Genomic DNA, 21,052 nt, shown 5'->3' on the forward strand with positions numbered 1-21,052 from the left:
GAGCGCCTAATAGCTTAGCGATTTCATCGCTGACGAATAATTGCGTAAATACGCAATGCTATTTTCATGCTCGTTAGAAACAAGCGTGGCGCTGAATTAAATTATCGGTTTGTGATGCTGAGCGCAGCGAAGAATCTGTTAGATCAAAGCATCCAACTGCAATATTTTACGGATTTTTATTTAGATGTTGCGATTAGTTGAGTTAGTATCCTATAGATTTTTCTAAGCGCATGAGGGAATCGCAGATTTTAAAACTATAGTGCGACCTGAAAATCGTAATCCAAAAATTCAGGAACATTCAAACTTTCTACAATCTTCCAGTCTCTTTTTTCTTCTATAAATTTAGGTTCAATCAAGCCGGTGGTATGAGCAGCTGCGGTGTAAAATGCTTTTTTGCTAGGGTGATCAGGTGAGCAAGCATTATAAATCCTTCCAAAGGCTTGCTTTTTTAAAATTGCCGAAGCAACACCAATCGCATCTGTTTGATGAATGAGATTAACCGGAGCCAGGCCATTTGGAACATCAGTTTTCCCGGCAAAAAATCTCCCTGGGTTCCTGTTTGGACCAATTAATCCCGCGAAGCGGATAATGGTAAAATGATGTGGCAAACTTTCTTTCAAAATCTCTTCGGCAGCTAAAACTACTTTACCCGAATCAGTATCGGGAAGGGTAGCGCTTTGCTCATTTACGATCTGGTTCTCATCCCCATAAACGCTTGTAGAACTGATGAGGATGACTTGTTTAGCTTTATGTTTCGAAGCCGTTAAAATCGCTTCAATCTTTTGCGGATAACTGTTTAATTCTGTTGAATTTCTTTTGGGTGGGATACAGATGAAAAGTGCATCGGTTTCGAAAAATTCAGCATCTGCAATAATCTGTTCTGAAGTAAAGTTGACTAAATAGGGTTTTATTTTTTCATCAGCTAACAAGCTCAGCTTTTCCGGAGAGGTACTCGATCCTTTAACATCATAACCTGATTCAACCAGTTTCTTTGCAAAAGCGAGTCCAAACCAACCGCAACCTAAAATGGAAATCGTTTTCAATTGAATCTCAGTTATTCGTTAATAATTTTTTGCATTCAACAATTCGAGCGATGAAACAGTTTGAACAATTAACCAAAATTAGCCTTTGCCTAGGTTATAACAGGCCCGGCAGCGGGGTTCATAGCTCTCTTTCTCTCCTAATAGAACCGTATTTTCATCAGCCACTGTTCGGTAACTGTAAAGTGCGGGATTGCCACAGCAAACACAAACTGCATTTACCTTGGTTACATGCTCAGCGATAGCCATCAGGGCAGGCATTGGTCCGAAAGGTTTGCCTGTAAAATCCATATCAAGTCCGGCAACAATTACGCGAATGCCTTTCATTGCCAGCTTATTACATACCTCAGGAAGTTCATTGTCAAAAAACTGAGCCTCATCAATACCTACCACCTGGGTATTGGTACCCAGTAGTAAAATAGCCGAAGCACTATCAACCGGAGTGGAATTAATGGAATTTAAATCATGCGATACCACAGCAGATTCATGATATCTCGTATCAGTCCGGGGTTTAAAAATCTCTACATTTAGCTTGGCAATCTGGGCTCTTTTTAGCCTGCGAATAAGCTCTTCGGTTTTACCTGAAAACATAGATCCGCAAACCACCTCTATACTTCCTGAAAATTCGCCCCTTCTTCTAAAATTTTGTTCGCTAAATAACATGTCCGAGTTTTTATGTTCTGATGTGCTTTCTTTGATTTTTAAACCGAACAAATATCATAATTATGTGTTATTTTTGAACACATAGTTACCAACATAAATCAACCAAAAATTCGTTATCACTCTATGATGAACCAACAAGATATCTTCAAAAAAGTAGGCAATATATTAGGAGAATTAAACGATCAGTATCAATTTCTGGCTCAAAATCCTCAACAGTTAAATGATTTAGAAGTTGAGCTTTTTTTAGCGAATGCCGATTTTTTAGCTGATCATGTTCGTATCGTTCAGAAATTAAGCAGCACTACAAAACAATCTGTACAACCTCAGGCAGCCAACTTAGCCACTGAGGAGCCAGTTACTTTGGCAGATGAGATTGAAGCGGCGAAAGGATATAAGGAAGCGGAAGAGTGTTTCGATCCTGCAGAGTTGGAAGAAGTGGTTACCGCTGAAGAAGAAGAGGAACGTGTTGACGTGAAACAGGAGCAGGAAGTGGAGGATGATGAGGAAATACACGAAGCTACTGCCGAAAAACTATTGGATAAAGACTTTTTTAAACCAGATCAGGACGATCACAGTTTTGAGTTCGTATTGGGCAATCATAGTATCGACGACAAGTTCGATTACGAAGACAAATCGGTAGAAGAAATATTCGACAGGCCTTTGAGTAAAGATGAGGAAGAGGTGCTGGCACAGAAAAAAATTATTCATGAAAAGGTAGCAGAACATTCACCGCTTGAAGATGAGGTATCGGCAACAGAAGAAGATGAGATTGGTCCTGAACCTTTTTTAATCCCACACGACGAGCAGCCAACTGTTGAGGAAACAAAAAAAGAAGAAATTGCTTTGGAAGCACCTGTTCCTGCCAAACCAATTGAAGCACTTAGAGATGTGGAAATTGATGAGCCAATCATTTCTCCGCCTGTTGTTGTCCAGGAGAAACCTATTTTTACGCCTGAAGCCGTTCCGGTTAGGCCACCTGTTCAACCTATTTCATCATCACCTGCACCTAGTCTAAATGATTTATTGGCTAAAACCCATGCGCAAGCAGAAGAGCCTGCGAAAGCGCCAATAGCTGATTTGAAACAAGGCATTAGCCTGAATGAAAAATTATTATTTATTAAAGATTTGTTTAAAGGTTATAACCTGGCTTATTCTGAAGCAATTGATATTGTTAATAAGATGAACAGTTTTGAGGCGGCAGATAGTTTTTTACAAAGCAACTATGCTGTTAAAAATGATTGGGCAAGCAAACAATCAACCGTTGATCAGTTTTATGAATTGCTGAACAGAAGGTTTAGGATTTAGGTATAAGTTATAAGTCTGGGATCATAAAAATAAAGCACACTTACCTGATGCAAATTCTCCATTGCGCAGCTGATCCTTCATCAGCTGTGGCAAGCTGATTCGTTTAGTTAAAAATTAGGTTTAGCTAGGGTTTGTAATTCCGTTGTGTTGTCGGTGTATTTTAAATCTGCAGATGGTAATGTTGAGATGATAAGCTCCGGCGAGTAAGTCTTTGTTCTTTGCTCCTTAATCCTTATTCTTTGCGCCCTATTGCTTCAGCTCTAAAAGAATCCCATCCTGTTCGAATCCAGTTTGAGAAAAATAAAAAGTAATATCGTAAAGCTCCAAAGCGATGAACCTCCATAACTAATCAATGGAAGTGGAATTCCAATTACCGGAATGATGCCAATGGTCATGCCGATATTGATAAATACGTGGAAGAAAAGGATACAGGCAACGCTGTAACCATAAACTCTCGAAAACGTTGATCGCTGTCTTTCCGCCAGATTGATGATGCGCAGCAGTAAAAATATATACAAGGCAATCACAATGGTACAGCCTACAAAACCCCATTCTTCACCAATTGTTGAGAAGATAAAATCGGTGCTTTGTTCTGGGACATAACCATATTTTGTTTGTGTTCCTTCTAAAAAACCACGGCCTGTCACTTGACCTGAACCAATAGCGATTTGCGATTGAATGACATTGTATCCGGCACCCTTATTATCTGTTTTCAGGCCGAGCATCAGTTCAATCCTGCTACGCTGGTGCGGAGCCAGGACCTTCTCGTAGGCCACTTTAATCAGAAAAAGGTAACCAATGGCGAATATTGTAACCAGTATGGTTGAGATGATGATTTTTTGTTTTCTGCGATTATTGTAGATGAAGAGTCCTGCGATAACCGTTATGATAGTGATCAATATCCATGTCGGAACTAAAAAGTCTGCTACGAATAGTACAATCATCCCTAGAAATATTAAGAGGAAGTATCCCGATAGACCTTCGCGATACAAAGGAAACATAAAGGCCAGGAAGACCAATGCCGAACCCGTATCTGGCTGGAGCATAATGAGTACCAAAGGTGCTAAAACAATTAATGCAGCAATGGCAATAGACTTGAAATCCCTGAATTTTGGATTAAAGCTACCTACATACCGAGCCAGGAGAAGGGCGGTTCCGAATTTTGCAAATTCGGCAGGTTGCAGTTTGAATGAGCCAATGGCAATCCAGGCCTGATTTCCTGCCACTTTATTTCCAACAACAAGCACAGCCAGAAGTAATACCAATGTTCCACCATAAATAAAGGGGGAGAAAACATTAAACAATCTACCGTCAAATAATAAAATGGATAATCCTAATATTAAACCCGAGATAATGTAAATCAACTGTTTGCCGTAGCTGCTGCTGAAATCGAAAACGCCAGCCTTATCAGGATTGTAAATAGATGCATAAATATTAGTAAAACCAATGGCACAAAGGGCAATGTAGATTAATACTGTAATCCAATCTACATTAAAAAAGAAACGGTTTCCCTGTTGTTGTTGCATCTTATTTTTCGCTCGCAGGCTTTTCGGTAATTACTGTTTTGGTTTGTTTCGGTTTTATTGCAACGCTTTGTTTAATTGTTGCTGCTCTGATTTGAATGCTATCTTTAACTTTTTTCGTAGAATCGGCTTTTTTGATTAATAAACTATCTGCCTTGGTAATCACTTTTACCGGCTTGGTTTTATCTTTCAAAACAGGCAAAAGATTTTGGTTTTTCATCCATTCTACCTGTGCTGCTCTCGAACCGGTTACCGTACCTTTTAAATATTTTTCAATCATGTAACTGGCAATCGGTGCGGCATAAGTACTTCCGTAACCAGCATTTTCTACAATTACTGCTATAGCAATTTTTGGATTATCGCGAGGGGCGAAGCCGATAAAAACCGAGTGATTTTTACCATGCGGATTTTGTACTGTACCTGTTTTACCACAAAGTAACACATCAGGAATCCGTGAGAGGATAGCGGTTCCAAAATTCGTATTTACAGCATCCTGCATGCCGTCAATAACGGGCTCAAAGTGTTTGGCATCAACGCCAACATAATTTTTATCTACATATTCCTTTTTAATCTTATCGCCCATGGCTCTGATTAAATGAGGCTTGATATAATACCCACGGTTTGCAATAACGGCCATGGCATTTGCCATTTGCAATGGCGTAGCCGTAATCTCTCCCTGACCAATAGCTTGCGAAATTACATTGGTATATCCCCAACGTTTACCGTAAATTTTATCGTAGTGATCTGCCGCATAAAAATACCCTTTTCTCTCATAGGGCATATCAATATCCAGTTTTTCGCCAAACCCAAATTTTGCAATTTTGTCTCGCCACTCCTGATAAGTTTTACGCTGATTTTTCATTCCATTTTTGGTAATCAGTTTCTGAAAAACATAACAAAAATAGGTATTGCATGATCGGGCGATGCCTCTCCGCAAAGAAATAGAACCATCAAAGTGTTCGCACTTTATTTTTCTGTTTCCGGCCTGATAATAATGTGGACAGAAGAAAGTGGTGTTAGGATCGATTACTCCTTCCTGAAGACCAACTAATGCATCAACGGGTTTAAAAGAAGAACCCGGGGGGTAATAACCCATAATTGGGCGAACCAATGAGGGGCGATACGGGTTACCCACAATAAATTTCATATAATTGTTTCCCTGATCTCTTCCTACCAGAAGATTGGGGTCGTAACCTGGGCTGCTAATAAATGAAAGTATTTCGCCCGTTGCAGGTTCAATAGCCACGATAGCACCAACTTTATTTCTCATGAGTTCCTCGCCAAGCTTTTGAATCCTCATGTCGATGCCTGAAATCAATCTTTCGCCAGATACCGCGTTTACATCATATTTTCCATCAGCATAACTGCCTTGAGGTGTATTATGAGCATCGTAAACAGTGTTAATTACGCCTTTTTCTCCCCTTAAAGTTTGCTCATAAGAATATTCCAAGCCACTTTTTCCCTTGTAATCGCCTGGCCGGTAAAACCCCTCTGATTTGGCAATATCCGCACTGTCAACCTCTTTAACATAGCCGAAAAGCGCACCGCCAACACTATCAGGATAATGCCTGATGGTTCTGTCCTGTGTTCTAAATCCCGGGAAACGGTATAATATTTCCTGTAATCTGGCATAACTTTGTACCGAAATCTGTTTTAAAAACGGGGTTGATTGATAAGTCGATTTTCCTCTGGCCTTTCTTAGATTCTTACGCACATCCTGAATGGAAATTTCCAATGCCTGGGCAAGACCTAAGGTGTCAAATGCTTTAACCTCGTTGGGAGTAACCATTAAATCATAAACAGGTTCGTTTTGTACGATAACCTTTCCATTTCGGTCGAGAATAGCGCCACGAGCCGGGTATTTATAAATTTTACGCAGAACGTTACTTTCTGCGGAAAGGAAGTATTTATCACTCGCAATTTGGATATAAAATAGCTTTCCGAGTAAAATCAGGGCGATTACAATAAATAATCCTTGAACGATATATTTTCGGTTAAATAATTGATCCATTAGCGGGACGTTCTTTTATAGAATATAAACTCTACCAATAAAATAATAAGCAGTGTAAAGATACAACTTAAGCCGCATCTCATTAAGGTATAACCAATTTCAGTTACCTTAAATGTTTCTAAAAAGAACAGCACCAGGTGGTGAGCGATAACACAAAGAAACGCATATAATGAAAACCATTGGAAACCCATATAACTTAACGAAGGTTCCGGGTCATCAATTGCGTCTCGGTTTAAACTTATGGAAATAAAAGAAATTCGAACAAAGGAGAGCACTATGCAAGCTGTTGCATGAACACCCATGGTATCATAAAATGCATCCAGTGTTAACCCGGTTGCAAAAGCTAATGCATATAATAAGATGTTTGGAATTCCAAAAGGAAGCAATAACAAGAAAAGAACGTAAATAAACGGCGTAGATAGATCATAAAAGCCCATATTTTTGAGCAGGAACACCTGAACAAAAAGCAGCAAAACCCACCTGATAATATTGACAATTATTATTCTGCTATTCATTTGGTTTAATCAAACTTTCTAAAGCCTTTTGTTCTTCAGCCCTCTTATCTTTTACCACATAAACATATTGCAACGTGCTAAAATCGGTAAATAAATTTAATTCTCCGGATAGGAAATTATCGTTAGTGGCAACTTTGGGTTTGATGATTCTACCAACCAAAATGCCAGCAGGAAATGAACCAAATCCTGATGTTACAATCGAATCACCCACATTCATTTTAATGTGATTGGGTACTTCTTTAATCAAAGCTTTCCTGATATCAAAATTTCCATCGCCCCAAACCAAGGAGCCCAATGCATTATTCTTTTTCAATGAAACACTGATGCGGGTGTCTTTATGCAAAAGCGATTGTATGGTTGCCAAATGTTCGGAAACGTCGCGAACGAGGCCAACAATACCGCGTTGAGGAGCAATGACTGCCATCCCTGCTTTAATTCCGTCTAAACTCCCTTTGTTAATCGTCATAACATTATTGCGGAGTGTGATCGAATTTTTAACAACCTTTGCCGCAAGATAAGTGTACTGCTGGTTAGTTAGGGTATCAATTACTTTAACATCTTTTGAGGTATCAACGGTTGTCAAACTTAGGAGGCTGGTTTTGAGTCTGGCATTTTCTGCCGCCAAACTATCATTTACCATCCCCAGGTTTAGATACCTTTTGAAAACATTCAGTCGCTCATAAGCCGTACCCACAATTTCATTAGACGAATTTAAGGTAACACTGCGCTGATAAGCATTATTTTTTACCGTAAGATATATTCCAATGATAAAAAAGATAATAAACAGGAAAAATGCGTTGTATCTGCTGATGAAAATCCAAAGGTTACGCATTTAAGTTCTAAGTTATAGGTAATACGTTGTAAGTCAAAAACGTAAAACGTAAAACTTACAACGTAAAACTTGATTATTGCATTAAAAATTTATAGCCACCAATATTTTTAAGGGCGATACCCGTTCCGCGAACGACTGCACGAAGCGGATCTTCAGCCACGTGAACAGGTAATTTGGTTTTCGCAGCAACCCGTTTATCCAGGCCTCTTAATAATGCACCACCGCCTGTTAAATAAATACCGGTTTGGTAAATATCTGCAGAAAGTTCAGGTGGAGTAATCTCCAAAGCTTTTAAAATCGCTTCTTCAATTTTAGAGATCGATTTATCTAAACAGTGTGCGATTTCTGTGTATGAAACGGTGATTTGTTTCGGAACGCCAGTCATCAAATCACGACCTTGAACTGCAAAATCAGCAGGCGCATCCTGTAATTCAGGTAAAGCAGCACCTACTTCAATTTTAATTTTCTCAGCTGTACGGTCGCCAATCATAATGTTATGCTGGCGGCGGATATAATTTACGATATCAGAGTCGAAGTTATCTCCCGCAACGCGGATAGATTGATCGCAAACGATACCAGATAAGGCAATAACGGCAATTTCTGTCGTACCACCACCGATATCGATAATCATGTTACCCATCGGTTCTTCCACATCGATTCCAATACCTACAGCAGCAGCCATAGGCTCATGGATGAGGTAAACTTCTTTTGCTCCGGCAATTTCAGCTGAATCGCGTACGGCACGTTTTTCTACTTCAGTAATACCTGAAGGAATGCAAATTACCATACGTAACGATGGGAACATCCAACCTTTACCACCGTTTAACATGCGGATCATGCCTTTTATCATCGCCTCTGCGGCGTTGAAATCGGCAATTACTCCGTCTTTTAAAGGGCGAACTGTTTTAATATTATCGTGGGTTTTACCCTCCATTTGCATCGCCTGACGACCTATAGCGATAACTTTATTTGTAGTACGATCAAAAGCAACAATAGATGGTTCATCTACAACTACTTTGTCATTATGTATAATCAGGGTATTCGCAGTGCCTAAATCGATGGCAACTTCCTGCGTAAACCAATTGAATAATCCCATGTATGAGTTATATTTTCTTTAATTTGTTAAATCTATACTATTCCTAATGTAAAAATAGGTTTTTTATTGTTTAGTCAGTTAGTTTTTTGGTTGGTGCGATTTTTGGCTTTCTAGTTTTGGGTGAAGATCCTAAAAAACCAATCAAGCAAACAACTAAACTAGTGCTTAAAGTGCCTTACGCCGGTAGTTACCATTGCAATTCCTTTTTCATTTGCTTTTGCTACAGAATCTGCATCTTTGATTGAACCGCCTGGCTGCAAAACAGCGGTAATGCCAGCATCAGCAGCAATTTCCACACAGTCAGGGAAAGGGAAAAAAGCATCAGATGCCATTGCAGCGCCTTCAACGCTGAAACCAAAAGATGCCGCTTTTTCAATCGCTTGTCGAAGTGCATCAACCCTCGAGGTTTGACCAACACCACTGGCAATAAGTACATCATCCTTTACCAAAACAATTGTATTCGATTTAGTATGTTTTACAATTTTATTTGCAAAATGCAAGTCTTTCAATTCCTGCGCAGTTGGTGTTTTATCTGTAACGGTAGTCATTTGTTCAGGACCTTCAATAACTAAATCTTTATCCTGTTCAATTACACCGTTTAGTAAAGTTTTAAATTGTTTTTTGCTTAAATCAACATTGTTTCGCTGCAAAATTACGCGATTTTTCTTTTTGCTGAATAATTCTACCGCTTCAGGTTGATAAGATGGCGCAATTAAAACTTCAAAAAACAAATTGTTAATTTCTTCAGCAGTTGCTAAATCAACCTCAACATTGGTAATTAATACACCACCAAAAGCTGAAACCGGATCACACGCCAAAGCATCAATCCAGGCCTGTTTTACAGTTGGGCGTGAAGCAATACCACAAGCATTTGTATGTTTTAAGATCGCAAAAGTCGGATCTTGAAATTCGTCAATTAATGCCACAGCAGCATCAACGTCAACCAGGTTATTGTATGAAAGTTCTTTTCCGTTTAATTTTGTGAACATGGCATCTAAATCGCCATAGAATACCGCCCCCTGATGAGGGTTTTCGCCGTAGCGCAATGTCTTAGCGTCAGTTACACTTTGCTTGAATACTTCAATTGGCTCTTCCTGGTTGAAATAGTTAAAAATTGCAGTATCGTAATGAGAAGAAGTATGGAAAGCAGTTTTCGCAAATGCTTTACGCTGTGCTAATGTTGTTTCTCCGTTTTGAGCTTCTAATTGAGCTTGCAGGGTAGGGTAGTCATTTTTAGATGCAATAATAACAACATCATTAAAGTTTTTCGCAGCAGCACGAATTAATGAAATTCCACCGATATCAATTTTCTCAATAATTTCTTCAGCCGTACCACCAGCTTTAACGGTTTCTTCGAAAGGATATAAATCAACAATTACCAAGTCAATTTCAGGAATTTCATAGGTTGCAATTTGCTCCTGATCACCTGTTAAACCTCTGCGATTTAAAATGCCGCCAAAAACTTTTGGGTGCAAGGTTTTTACGCGTCCACCTAAAATTGAAGGGTATCCCGTTAAATCTTCAACAGCCGTAACTGGTAAATTTAAGTCTTTAATAAACTGTTCAGTACCTCCAGTTGAAAATAACTGTACGCCCTGAGCGGCTAATAATTTTACCAATGGCGCTAAACCATCTTTATAATATACTGAAATTAAAGCGTTTTTGATTTTAATGGGTTGACTCATTTTACCGTAAATTTTGAGCCGCAAAGGTAATAAAACAGGATTGTTTTTTTGTTATGCTAAGCGTAAAAAATGGATTAAGTTATTTTAAGCTGCTTGTGTGATTTATCAGGTGAGTTTTTATGCTGAGATAGGTAGTTTTTTAAAGGATGGCGAACCAGTAACTAACCTTTAGCACAAATGGAATTTGTTCTTTTTTAAACCGGATACGATTGCCCAACATCATTATGCGGCAGGTAATAAGTAATGCTCATTTCTTATAACGAAGAAACTTAAGATCTCTAATTTATAGTTGTGAATTGTGATAGTGATTTATTGATTCCTCATTTTGGGGAATTAATTGCGCATTAGTTGCTTTTCTTAAACCTATACTGATTAATTAAGCTGCATTGGCGTTACCTGAGGCTTGGCTTTGTTTTTGTTTATGGGATTGGTCATGAATATCTCTATTATTGACGATCACAAGATTCTCTCAGAATTATTAAAACTATCGCTTTCGGAATTTGATTTTATCAAGTCCGTTAATTTATATAGTGAACCCGAAAAGCTTTTTGCACATCTTGATATTTTTCCTCCTGATATTCTTATCACCGATATGTTAATGCCAGATATTACAGGTATTGACATCATCAAAGCATGCAGGAAGACGAAAAGCAAATCAAACTTAAAAATCATTGTTCTTTCGACAGTTAAAGATGTTAATTTGATTAAAAATTCTTTTGATGAAGGTGCTAATGCTTATTTGTGCAAAGATGCTTCAGTAGCTGAGCTGATTGATGCCATTAATACGATATCAAAGGATGAAAATGCCATCTATGTCGGCGAAAGCCTCAAAAATATTTTAGTCGAATTTCAACTTTTTGAGAAAGGAAAAGTACATCTTTCGCCCAGAGAAAAAGAGCTTCTAAGTCATGTTTGCCAGGGAGAAACTGTTAAAGAAATTGCAGATAAGCTAGATTTAAGCATCAATACCATCCAAAGTTATATGAAACAACTTATGCGTAAGATGCAGGTGAACAGAACACCAGATTTAATTTTGAAAGCTATTAAACAAGGGCTGTTTTTTCCAAATCAGATTCATTAAAAGGCATTAGCGGCACAGTAGCGTTTACAATGGTTCCGGCAGGATTACTCATAATCATAAGCTGGCCGTTAATAAGATGTAGTCCTGTCCTTAAGTTTTGTAATCCAAGTCCATTAATTTCATTGTTGGTCATACCTTTTCCGTTGTCTTTAATCTCAACACTGAAATGATCGGGCATGAATATGATACTGATCGAAACATGGCTCGCCTTTGCATGTTTAATTACGTTAGATAAGCTTTCTTTAAGCAAGTAATAAATCTGCTCAGAAACCTTTGGACTTAGATATCGATTCACTTCATCTTTATTATAAATAGTTTCGATTGCAAAAAAATTAAAATTGCTAAACCTTTGCTTCATGGTTTCGAGGTAGAGGTCGATATTATAGTAGTTCTCTTCCTTTTCTGTTCTAATGCCGGATAGGAGGTGGCTATAATCCCTGGTCTCTTTATATATACTTTGAATTTCCTGATCAATTTCGAGGAGGTTTTTGAATTCATTTTCAGATGAAGCTTTTTTGAGTTTATCCTCAATATAGTAACGTAAAGCCACTAGGTTTCCACCCAGGTCATCGTGTAATTTACGGCCGATTGCCGCCCGTTGTTGTATAATGGCCTGTGCCTTTTCATTTTCTAGCTGATGGTCTTGCATCAGGAGGATATCCGAAGCTTTTTTCTTTTCGCTTTCAATCGCAAATTCTTTCTGACTGACTTCTGCCTGGGCACGGTATCTTTCCTTAATACTCTCCCTAATTTGCCAGCCAACTGCCAGTGAGAAAAATATAATGTCGCTAAAAAAACCTAAGGCAATAAATGAAACATGGCTAAGCCCAAAAATGTAACCCTGGGTGTAATAGCTTAACGATGTGAAAATATTAAAGCCAACTATAAGGATACTTCCGATAAAAACATAGTTTTTTACATCACGTTCTTTATTAATGAAAAGCTGATAGATGAGGTAACCAAATATAAAAAAGAAATAGCCATCCATGAGTAGTCCAACAGTTTTAGCCATTTGAACATATTCAATAGGGAAAAAGAAATAAGGAAAACGTAAAGCGAAATAAACTGGCGTAATTAAATAGGTTCTTTTGGCCATTACATATATCCTGGTTTCCTTATTTTTTGGGATACCAATAACCAATACCAGAAAGTTAAGGTAGGCAAGTAAAGATAACCAAAACACCCCTGAGCTGATGAGGTATTGCAAGCTCGGTACTTTAAAGGTTTTAGAAGGAACCATAGTTGTTGCCAACACCAGATACGCGAGACCTAGCCATAAGTAGATGGTATAACCACCGACTAGCTTTAGTTTGCTGAAGGCGTAAAGAATAGTATGGTAAATGGCAATGATGAGGATTGCGCCGATTGCGAAAAGGGGAATTAGATCATCAATATCAAAATTGTAAAGCAAAGTGCGGCAAAAATAGTTGGTGTATTCCAGACTATTCTAGCAAAAATAGTTCCTGATAACGTCTTTCATAAACAGTTATCGCTTGCGATTTGATATGATTTTATTTGATGTTAGACTTAAGTCTTTCAGTATGAGTTAGTGATCTTATTAATCATAGTATTGGATTATTTCCTTGAAATGGGGAAAAAATAGGTTTTTAAATGAATAGGGAAGATTTAATTTTATAAGATAGCGGGGAAAAACGGGGAAAGTTTTTCCTGATTTTTTAGATTGATATTTTTCCTACAAGCTGATGACCTCCAATCTGAGGAGCGATTGCTCTGCGATTTTTAGTTTTTTTTGCGATTTAATTCAAGCAATCTTTATTCTCCGCAGAAGAGTTGCTGCAAAGTGTCAGCAATAATCAAAAATTATGCTTTTTGTCTATTTATTAATAAACCTATAATTGGGTAGTGACAATACCCTTTTTTTGGGGTAATTAGAATCTTTAAAACTCCTTTTGGAATTTATTCCCTCGCTCTGCAAAATTTCTTATTGCTTAACAACTCGCATTAATTTTTTAATAATAGACCTGTAATTCGCTTTAAAGCAAAGCGTTTCATGCAATTCTAATTTATCATTTGGTTTTTTCTGCCATTCGTTAAAATATCCATGTAATCCTTTTTGCTCAAATAATTCGAATTGTACTACCCCTAATTTGGGGTATTGATTTGGTTTTTTGGGTATTATTTGCTGAATCATTTAACAAGAAATTTGCAAGTAATATGTAATCCTGTTTTTTACAATTCATTACCAGTATTTATTAAAACATCTAAACATATGAAAACACAATTACGCTTTCTTCTAACTATGTTATTTACTATTTCAGATTTTCTAAAGCGTTATGCTATTAGAAACATCAATGTTGGTCGCTTTTCATCTTTTGTAAGTGATATAGCGGCTGTCTTTCAACATAGTTTCATCATAATTATTCACCCTTTTGCTTATGTAAGCTTCTGGCAGGGGAATACTCGCTTAATAAATATGGTTCGAATTCGATAATGATATAGCGAAAGTTAAACAATAAATTTTTTCAACAGACTATCCAAATGCTTAGTGTACGTAATGTAATGGCATTTGCTTATGCTTTGAACCAAACGCCAACTATTGGCATTCAAATTTTTTCTATAAAAATAAATAAAAATGATAAAGAAAATTCCTTTTAAAAACCTTACTGGCTGGAGCATTTTATGCACACTCTTCCTGCTTGTAAATTATCAGGGTTATGCGCAATGTACTAACAGTGCGGCACGGCCAGATGACGGTTTTCAAACAGAAGCTTGGAATCCTACCTGCAATGGTGGTAATGATGGTTTTATTAAAATTACCGGAATTAAAAGCACTATTTCGGCAGAACCAAATGCCAACCGGCCTTACTCGGTTAGAATACTTACTGGGGTAGGAGGGGGTTTACACCCTAATTATCCAGCACCTTTTCCGATTGGAAATAATACCAGCTATGATTTGGTAAATTTGCCTGCTGGAAATTATGTTGTAGATATTATCGATGCTTGTGGAAACACCAGTGCTGACAAAGCAATAACTTTGGGACAGCCTGCAAACCCCGAATTTACTTTGCAGCAGCCTTTAATTATTAGAAGAAAAACATCGCCTGGGGGTGTTTGTGGTGATACATTTGTTGTTAAAGTTCCTTTTAATAGATATGAAACTGGCCAAACACTTAGCGTTACATTTACTAATAGTACAAATCAAACCTATACGCCTGTAAGCAATACCTATACAATACCAAGAGTGCCTAATACACCTACTTATATTGGTGAGATAATTGTTGAAGTACCTGTTTCATTTTTTTTAGGAAATGCTGTTACTGCTCGTTTAGCAAGTAACCAATGTAGTAGACCAATTCAAACAAAAACTATTGCTTATCCTCCAAGCTTTCAGGTAGCACCTAATAATAATGCTTCTGGAAATGTTCAGTCTACAGTAAATACTTGTATTAGCGGATACAATATTATCAGAACTTTATCATACGGTACTGAAAATGTTTCGATTTCTATCATTGAGACCAATAATCCCTCTGCTACGGCGCTTGATATTAATGGCAACCCACTCACATTTAGCTATCCGCCAGGCTACGTTTGGCAAGACGCAATACAAATTTATTCAGGCTTAAAATACGGTGTACAATACACGATTACGTATAAGGATGCCTGCGGATTAACTGTTGTTGAGCCTCTCATGGTGCCGCCTCCAGCTGTAGCAGTTGCTAGTCATACGGTGTGTGCTGGCCCAGCGGCTTACTCTCCATTTGTAGATGATGCAGGTCAGTTAAACGTAACTTTGCCTAGCAACCTTGCGAGATCGTTCCCTTTAAGTTTTACCATCACTAGTGGACCATCAACCTGGACTTCAACTTTAGGCGAAACTACAGTTACTGCTCCATTAACTTATCCTCAGGTTTACACTTATAATACACCAACAACTGATGGCGTGTTTCAATTAGGAACTAATATTGTTGTGGGAAGTCCGTTGTCTGATAATAATATTGAACGTGCCAAACAGTTTGCGCCAGGAACCTATACTATTACGTATGCTGACGCCTGCAATAGAACAAATATTTTTACAGCAACAATTCAGGGTGCCTCTTGTATAAGAAATAGCACCACCAGTTATAGCATTAGTTATTGTAATTATACCAATGGGAATGTAGATTTAACACATATTATTTCTCCTCAAGATAGAGATACCAGATCGTTGTATAAAATTAACGCAAATGGTACGGAAACGCTGATGCAAACTAGGAATAGTAATAACACATCAGTAAAATTTTTAAATGTCGAGCCAGGAACCTACAAAGTTAGGTTTGGTGGCGTAAATATTAATAAAATTGATTACCCTGGTATAGGTGGCATTAATGGGATTCCAAGACTTGCTGGTACAAATTACATTTACGAAGAAACCATTGTTGTTAAACCGATGACAGCATTGTCGTTTGCAAGTTTAGCATCATGTAACGGTACAGCAAATGGAGTTGCAACGGGCGGACAAGCACCATATACTTATGCGTTATATGATGCTAGTGGTACAACCATTGTTCGCCCAAGCCAAGCAAGTGGTACTTTTACCGGATTAACAGTGGGCACTACGTACCAAATGCAAGCTATTGATGCATGTGGTAGAACCTTTAATCAACAAATAGTTGTCGTTAACAATCTAATTGCGCCAGTAATTGCAACAGTTGTCCAATCCACTTGTACGAATGGTAACAGTGTAACAATAAATAGCCTTCCTGCTGGAAATTGGAAAATTTTAGACAGTTTCAATAATTCCGAAATTACAGGTTCTGGTACAACTACAACTTTAACAAGTTTAGCTGTTGGAAACCACAGTTTCACATTGGTAAATGAGCTTGGTTGCAGTTCTCCAGCTTCGCCCTCGGTAACTTTAAACCCTGCGCCGACTATAGTAAATTTGGTAATAACCAATCCTGCAACAGTATGTGCTCCAGGCGCTGTAAATCTTACTGATCCGGCTGTAACAGCGGGAAGTGATGCAGGTTTAACATTCACATATTTCACGGATGCTGCGGGAACTATTCCTTTGGCTAATCCATCTGCTGTGGCAACATCAGGTACATATTATATTAAAGCGGTTTCGGGTTCTTGTACTAATATTAAGCCTGTAGCTGTTTCTGTAACTAACTGTATACTTCCAATTTTGGCAAATGATGATACTTATGGGCCAATAAATGCATCAGCTACAGCGACTACGATCGGCAATGTATTTGATAATGATAAGCTTAATAATGTTGCGTTAGTACCTGGTCAGGTTTTGCTAACGTATTCACCAACAGCTAATTTATCTATAAACTCAGCAACAGGAGCGGTAACAATAGCGGCCAATACGCCTCCAGGTAACTACACGATTTCTTATACGATATGCGAGGTGGCCAACTCAGGCAATTGTGATGATGCAACTGTAACGGTTCAAGTTATATTAGCGTGTTCAGGTGAATCTTCACTTTTAAATAACGGAACATTTGTCGTAACACAAAGTGGAGGAAATGGTCAGCAAGCTTTTGTTGCTGATAACAATGTTATTGCTGCCAATTATTGGCAAACTACTGCTGCCGGACAGTCAATCACCATTGACTACGGTCAATCTCGTATCATGAATGGATTGACGTATTACCCAAGTTCAACCGGTAGTAAGGTTTTAGGTTATACTATTCAAGCTAGTACTGATAATGCAACGTTCGTTACTGTAGCAACAGGAAGTTTCCCGAACTATTCAACGACCAATCTAGCCGATAAAGGAATTTTCAATAACGTAATATTTACAAGTCCGGTAAATGCAAGATACCTTAGGATGGTAGTTGCCGATGCTAATAAAAGAGTTGCCGAAATTGTTCCCATCGTTTGTGGAAACACTCCAATAAAAATCATATGTGATAATGTTTCTTTAATGAGTAGTGGATCAAATGCAACCGCTACAGATAAATTACCAGTTAGAAGCTTAGATAATAATTGGACTGTATTTCCTATTGCAGGAGGAACAGCATCTCCTACAACGAGCGCTTACAATTATAGTACGATATCGAATGCTCATTTTGCCCCAGCAGTTGTAGTAGGAAAGGTTATTAACAATCCTCCGTTTGTGTGGGCTTCCAGTCCTTTTGGTAATGCAGAGTGGATTTCTGCTACACAAAATGGTCAGGATAATCAAAGTCAGGGATTGGTTACAGGTGCTGATAACACCATGCCGAATACCTATTTTTATAAATATAAATTTAACATCACTGATCCTGCTATTGTTAGTTCATTAAAACTTAGATTAGACTACTATGTAGATAATAACATTGTTCGTGTATATGTTAACGGTGTTGATAAAAATATAAGCTCTAATGATGCTCAGGGATATCTAAATGGTCATCAAAGGTCTACTTTAATTACGAGCGATTTTGTTTTAGGAGCAAATGAACTTGTGGTACAGATATTCTCTACGCCAGGTTTCGAAGGACTATTGGTGCAAGGAATCGGCACCTGCCCGATACCTGGTATTTCCGTAACAAAAGATGGAGCATATCATGATACCGATGGAAACGGTGTAACAAATGTTGGTGACCAGATTAAATATAATTTCGTAGTTACCAATACTGGAAATACACCACTTACAAATGTAACTATCGAAGATAATAATGCAACGGTAACAGGTGGACCACTTGCTGTGTTACCAGTTGGCGCATCAAATAGCACAACATTCACTGCAATACACACGATTACGGCAGCAGATATTGCAGCCGGCTTTGTCTACAATTTGGCAACGGTTAAAGGAACTGATCCTGATGGAACTGTAGTAACTGATACGTCAAGCGATCCAACGCCTTGCGCCTCTTGTCCTATAAACCCATCTTGTCCGGATTGTACAATCACTCCGATAAATAGTACAACAGCTGTTGATGATACTTATAATACAACTGGAAATACACCTGTTTCAGGAAATGTGCTGACGAATGATATTGATTTGCAGGGTCATACGTTAACCGTAACAAGTAATACCTCTCCATCAAACGGTACAGTAATAGTGAATGCTGATGGAAGTTTTACTTATACCCCTAATCCAACTTTTACCGGAACAGACACTTTCACTTACACGGTTTGTGATAATGGAATTCCACAAGCGTGTGATGTAGCAACAGTGACAATAAATGTTGCGCCGGCTACAGACCTTTCAATCACCAAAACAGTAAACAACGCCACACCAACGGTAGGTAGCAATGTGACCTTTACGATCACCGCTACTAACAACGGACCAAGTGCGGCAACAGGGGTAAGCGTAACAGAGAATATCCCAACGGGATACGAAGTGGTAAGCGTTACACCAAGTACAGGAAGCTGGACTGCACCAAATTGGTCGATAGGCAACCTGGCCAACGGCGCAAGCGCTACTTTAACAGTAGTAGCTAAAGTGAAAGCAACAGGTGTTTATGCCAACACGGTAACAATCAGCGGAAACGAAACGGATCCAACTCCGGGTAACAACACCGATACGGAAACACCAAACCCGGCTGCTGTTTCGGATTTAGCAATTACCAAAACAGTAAACAATGCCACACCAACGGTGGGCAGCAATGTGACCTTTACGATCACGGCGACCAACAACGGTCCGAGTGCGGCAACGGGTGTAAGCGTAACAGAGAACATCCCAACGGGATACGAAGTGGTAAGCGTTACGCCAAGTACAGGAAGCTGGACTGCACCAAACTGGTCGATTGGCAACCTGGCCAACGGCGCAAGCGCTACTTTAACGGTAGTGGCTAAAGTAAAAGCAATAGGCGTTTATGCCAACACGGTAACAATCAGTGGAAACGAAACAGATCCAACGCCTGGCAACAACACTGATACGAAGGAACCTACACCATCAGCGGTAAGCGACCTTTCAATTACCAAAACAGTAAACAACGCCACACCAACGGTGGGTAGCAACGTGACCTTTACGATCACGGCGACCAACAACGGTCCAAGTGCGGCAACAGGGGTAAGCGTAACAGAGAATATCCCAACGGGATACGAAGTGGTAAGCGTTACACCAAGTACAGGAAGCTGGACTGCACCAAATTGGTCGATAGGCAACCTGGCCAACGGCGCAAGCGCTACTTTAACAGTAGTAGCTAAAGTGAAAGCAACAGGTGTTTATGCCAACACGGTAACAATCAGCGGAAACGAAACGGATCCAACTCCGGGTAACAACACCGATACGGAAACACCAAACCCGGCTGCTGTTTCGGATTTAGCAATTACCAAAACAGTAAACAATGCCACACCAACGGTGGGCAGCAATGTGACCTTTACGATCACGGCGACCAACAACGGTCCGAGTGCGGCAACGGGTGTAAGCGTAACAGAGAACATCCCAACGGGATACGAAGTGGTAAGCGTTACGCCAAGTACAGGAAGCTGGACTGCACCAAACTGGTCGATTGGCAACCTGGCCAACGGCGCAAGCGCTACTTTAACGGTAGTGGCTAAAGTAAAAGCAATAGGCGTTTATGCCAACACGGTAACAATCAGTGGAAACGAAACAGATCCAACGCCTGGCAACAACACTGATACGAAGGAACCTACACCATCAGCGGTAAGTGACCTTTCGATCACCAAAACAGTAAACAATGCCACACCAACGGTGGGCAGCAATGTGACCTTTACGATCACCGCTACCAATAACGGACCGAGCAATGCAACAGGGGTAAGCGTAACAGAGAACATCCCAACGGGATATGAAGTGGTAAGCGTTACACCAAGCACCGGCAGCTGGACTGCACCAAACTGGTCGATCGGCAACCTGGCCAACGGCGCAAGCGTAACCTTAACGGTTGTGGCTAAAGTGAAAGCAACAGGTGTATATGCCAACACGGTAACAATCAGCGGAAACGAAACGGATCCTACGCCGGGCAACAATACCGATACGGAAGAGCCGACACCATCAGCGGTAAGCGACCTTTCGATCACCAAAACAGTAAACAATGCCACACCAACGGTGGGCAGCAATGTGACCTTTACGATCACGGCGACCAACAACGGACCAAGTGCGGCAACAGGAGTAAGCGTAACGGAAAACATCCCAACGGGATACGAAGTGGTAAGCGTTACACCAAGTACAGGCAGCTGGACTGCACCGAACTGGTCGATCGGCAACCTGGCCAACGGCGCAAGTGCAACTTTAACGGTAGTGGCTAAAGTCAAAGCAACAGGCGTTTATGCCAACACGGTAACAATCAGTGGAAACGAAACAGATCCAACACCGGGCAATAACACCGATACAGAAACACCAAACCCGGCTGCTGTTTCGGATTTAGCAATCACCAAAACAGTAAACAAAGCCACGCCAAGT

13 protein-coding genes are annotated in these 21,052 nt (G+C 39.4%); 3 read left to right on the forward strand and 10 right to left on the reverse strand.

Annotated elements, in window-relative coordinates:
- Nucleotides 1–254: 254 nt before the first annotated feature.
- Both EA772_RS11830 and EA772_RS11835 read right to left on the reverse strand, forming a co-directional pair.
- Nucleotides 255–1,043, reverse strand: coding sequence for an SDR family oxidoreductase (locus EA772_RS11830; RefSeq protein WP_246833919.1), 789 nt, complete (start codon nucleotides 1,041–1,043; stop codon nucleotides 255–257).
- Nucleotides 1,044–1,121: 78 nt separating this feature from the next.
- Nucleotides 1,122–1,703 carry a thymidine kinase gene (locus tag EA772_RS11835; protein WP_124913444.1) on the reverse strand — a complete coding sequence of 194 codons (582 nt, stop codon included), beginning with the start codon at nucleotides 1,701–1,703 and terminating at the stop codon, nucleotides 1,122–1,124.
- A 123-nt stretch (nucleotides 1,704–1,826) separates the two neighbouring features.
- Between EA772_RS11835 and EA772_RS11840 the strand changes: the two genes are divergently transcribed.
- Nucleotides 1,827–3,008 carry a hypothetical protein gene (locus EA772_RS11840; RefSeq protein ID WP_124913446.1) on the forward strand — a complete coding sequence of 394 codons (1,182 nt, stop codon included), beginning with the start codon at nucleotides 1,827–1,829 and terminating at the stop codon, nucleotides 3,006–3,008.
- 260 nt (nucleotides 3,009–3,268) lie between these two features.
- Here EA772_RS11840 and rodA read toward each other — a convergent pair whose 3' ends face one another.
- From rodA to purH, 6 genes are all read right to left on the reverse strand, one after another.
- Nucleotides 3,269–4,534: a rod shape-determining protein RodA gene (gene rodA, locus EA772_RS11845; RefSeq protein WP_124913448.1), complete on the reverse strand. Its 1,266-nt coding sequence runs from the start codon at nucleotides 4,532–4,534 to the stop codon at nucleotides 3,269–3,271.
- Between the two features lies 1 nt (nucleotide 4,535).
- Nucleotides 4,536–6,542: a penicillin-binding protein 2 gene (gene mrdA / locus EA772_RS11850; protein ID WP_124913450.1), complete on the reverse strand. Its 2,007-nt coding sequence runs from the start codon at nucleotides 6,540–6,542 to the stop codon at nucleotides 4,536–4,538.
- A complete protein-coding gene (locus tag EA772_RS11855; RefSeq protein WP_010601763.1) occupies nucleotides 6,542–7,057 on the reverse strand; it encodes a hypothetical protein in 516 nt (171 codons plus the stop codon). The genes mrdA and EA772_RS11855 overlap by 1 nt, the downstream gene beginning before the upstream one ends.
- Nucleotides 7,050–7,889 (reverse strand): rod shape-determining protein MreC, encoded by an 840-nt coding sequence (gene mreC / locus EA772_RS11860; RefSeq protein WP_124913451.1) that lies wholly within the window; start codon nucleotides 7,887–7,889, stop codon nucleotides 7,050–7,052. Before mreC ends, EA772_RS11855 begins: the two co-directional genes overlap by 8 nt.
- Before the next feature lie 73 nt (nucleotides 7,890–7,962).
- Nucleotides 7,963–8,985, reverse strand: a complete 1,023-nt coding sequence (locus tag EA772_RS11865; RefSeq protein WP_010601761.1) for a rod shape-determining protein — start codon at nucleotides 8,983–8,985, stop codon at nucleotides 7,963–7,965.
- Nucleotides 8,986–9,143: 158 nt separating this feature from the next.
- Nucleotides 9,144–10,670, reverse strand: a complete 1,527-nt coding sequence (purH, locus tag EA772_RS11870) for a bifunctional phosphoribosylaminoimidazolecarboxamide formyltransferase/IMP cyclohydrolase (RefSeq protein WP_124913452.1) — start codon at nucleotides 10,668–10,670, stop codon at nucleotides 9,144–9,146.
- Nucleotides 10,671–11,103: 433 nt separating this feature from the next.
- Here purH and EA772_RS11875 point away from each other — a divergent pair, with 433 nt between their 5' ends.
- Nucleotides 11,104–11,751: a response regulator gene (locus tag EA772_RS11875; protein WP_168187529.1), complete on the forward strand. Its 648-nt coding sequence runs from the start codon at nucleotides 11,104–11,106 to the stop codon at nucleotides 11,749–11,751.
- Here the strand turns inward: EA772_RS11875 and EA772_RS11880 are convergent.
- Together EA772_RS11880 and EA772_RS11885 are read right to left on the reverse strand one after the other, a co-directional pair.
- Complete coding sequence (locus EA772_RS11880) at nucleotides 11,714–13,162, reverse strand: sensor histidine kinase (protein WP_124913454.1); 1,449 nt, start codon at nucleotides 13,160–13,162, stop codon at nucleotides 11,714–11,716. The genes EA772_RS11875 and EA772_RS11880 overlap by 38 nt on opposite strands.
- Before the next feature lie 531 nt (nucleotides 13,163–13,693).
- Entirely contained in the window at nucleotides 13,694–13,903 is a 210-nt protein-coding gene (locus tag EA772_RS11885; RefSeq protein ID WP_124913455.1) for a hypothetical protein, read from the reverse strand.
- Between the two features lie 441 nt (nucleotides 13,904–14,344).
- Between EA772_RS11885 and EA772_RS22065 the strand changes: the two genes are divergently transcribed.
- The coding region (locus EA772_RS22065; RefSeq protein WP_168187530.1) for an Ig-like domain-containing protein at nucleotides 14,345–21,052 on the forward strand (6,708 nt) is incomplete at its 3' end.

The sequence above is a fragment of the Pedobacter sp. G11 genome (assembly GCF_003860265.1).
Lineage (GTDB): Bacteria > Bacteroidota > Bacteroidia > Sphingobacteriales > Sphingobacteriaceae > Pedobacter > Pedobacter agri.

Coding starts and splice junctions, on each gene's coding strand:
- EA772_RS11835 (WP_124913444.1), bottom strand. CDS start 1,703: ATGTTATTTAGCGAACAAAATTTTAGAAGAAGGGGCGAATTTTCAGGA.
- EA772_RS11840 (WP_124913446.1), top strand. CDS start 1,827: ATGATGAACCAACAAGATATCTTCAAAAAAGTAGGCAATATATTAGGA.
- rodA (WP_124913448.1), bottom strand. CDS start 4,534: ATGCAACAACAACAGGGAAACCGTTTCTTTTTTAATGTAGATTGGATT.
- mrdA (WP_124913450.1), bottom strand. CDS start 6,542: ATGGATCAATTATTTAACCGAAAATATATCGTTCAAGGATTATTTATT.
- EA772_RS11855 (WP_010601763.1), bottom strand. CDS start 7,057: ATGAATAGCAGAATAATAATTGTCAATATTATCAGGTGGGTTTTGCTG.
- mreC (WP_124913451.1), bottom strand. CDS start 7,889: ATGCGTAACCTTTGGATTTTCATCAGCAGATACAACGCATTTTTCCTG.
- EA772_RS11865 (WP_010601761.1), bottom strand. CDS start 8,985: ATGGGATTATTCAATTGGTTTACGCAGGAAGTTGCCATCGATTTAGGC.
- purH (WP_124913452.1), bottom strand. CDS start 10,670: ATGAGTCAACCCATTAAAATCAAAAACGCTTTAATTTCAGTATATTAT.
- EA772_RS11875 (WP_168187529.1), top strand. CDS start 11,104: ATGAATATCTCTATTATTGACGATCACAAGATTCTCTCAGAATTATTA.
- EA772_RS11885 (WP_124913455.1), bottom strand. CDS start 13,903: ATGATTCAGCAAATAATACCCAAAAAACCAAATCAATACCCCAAATTA.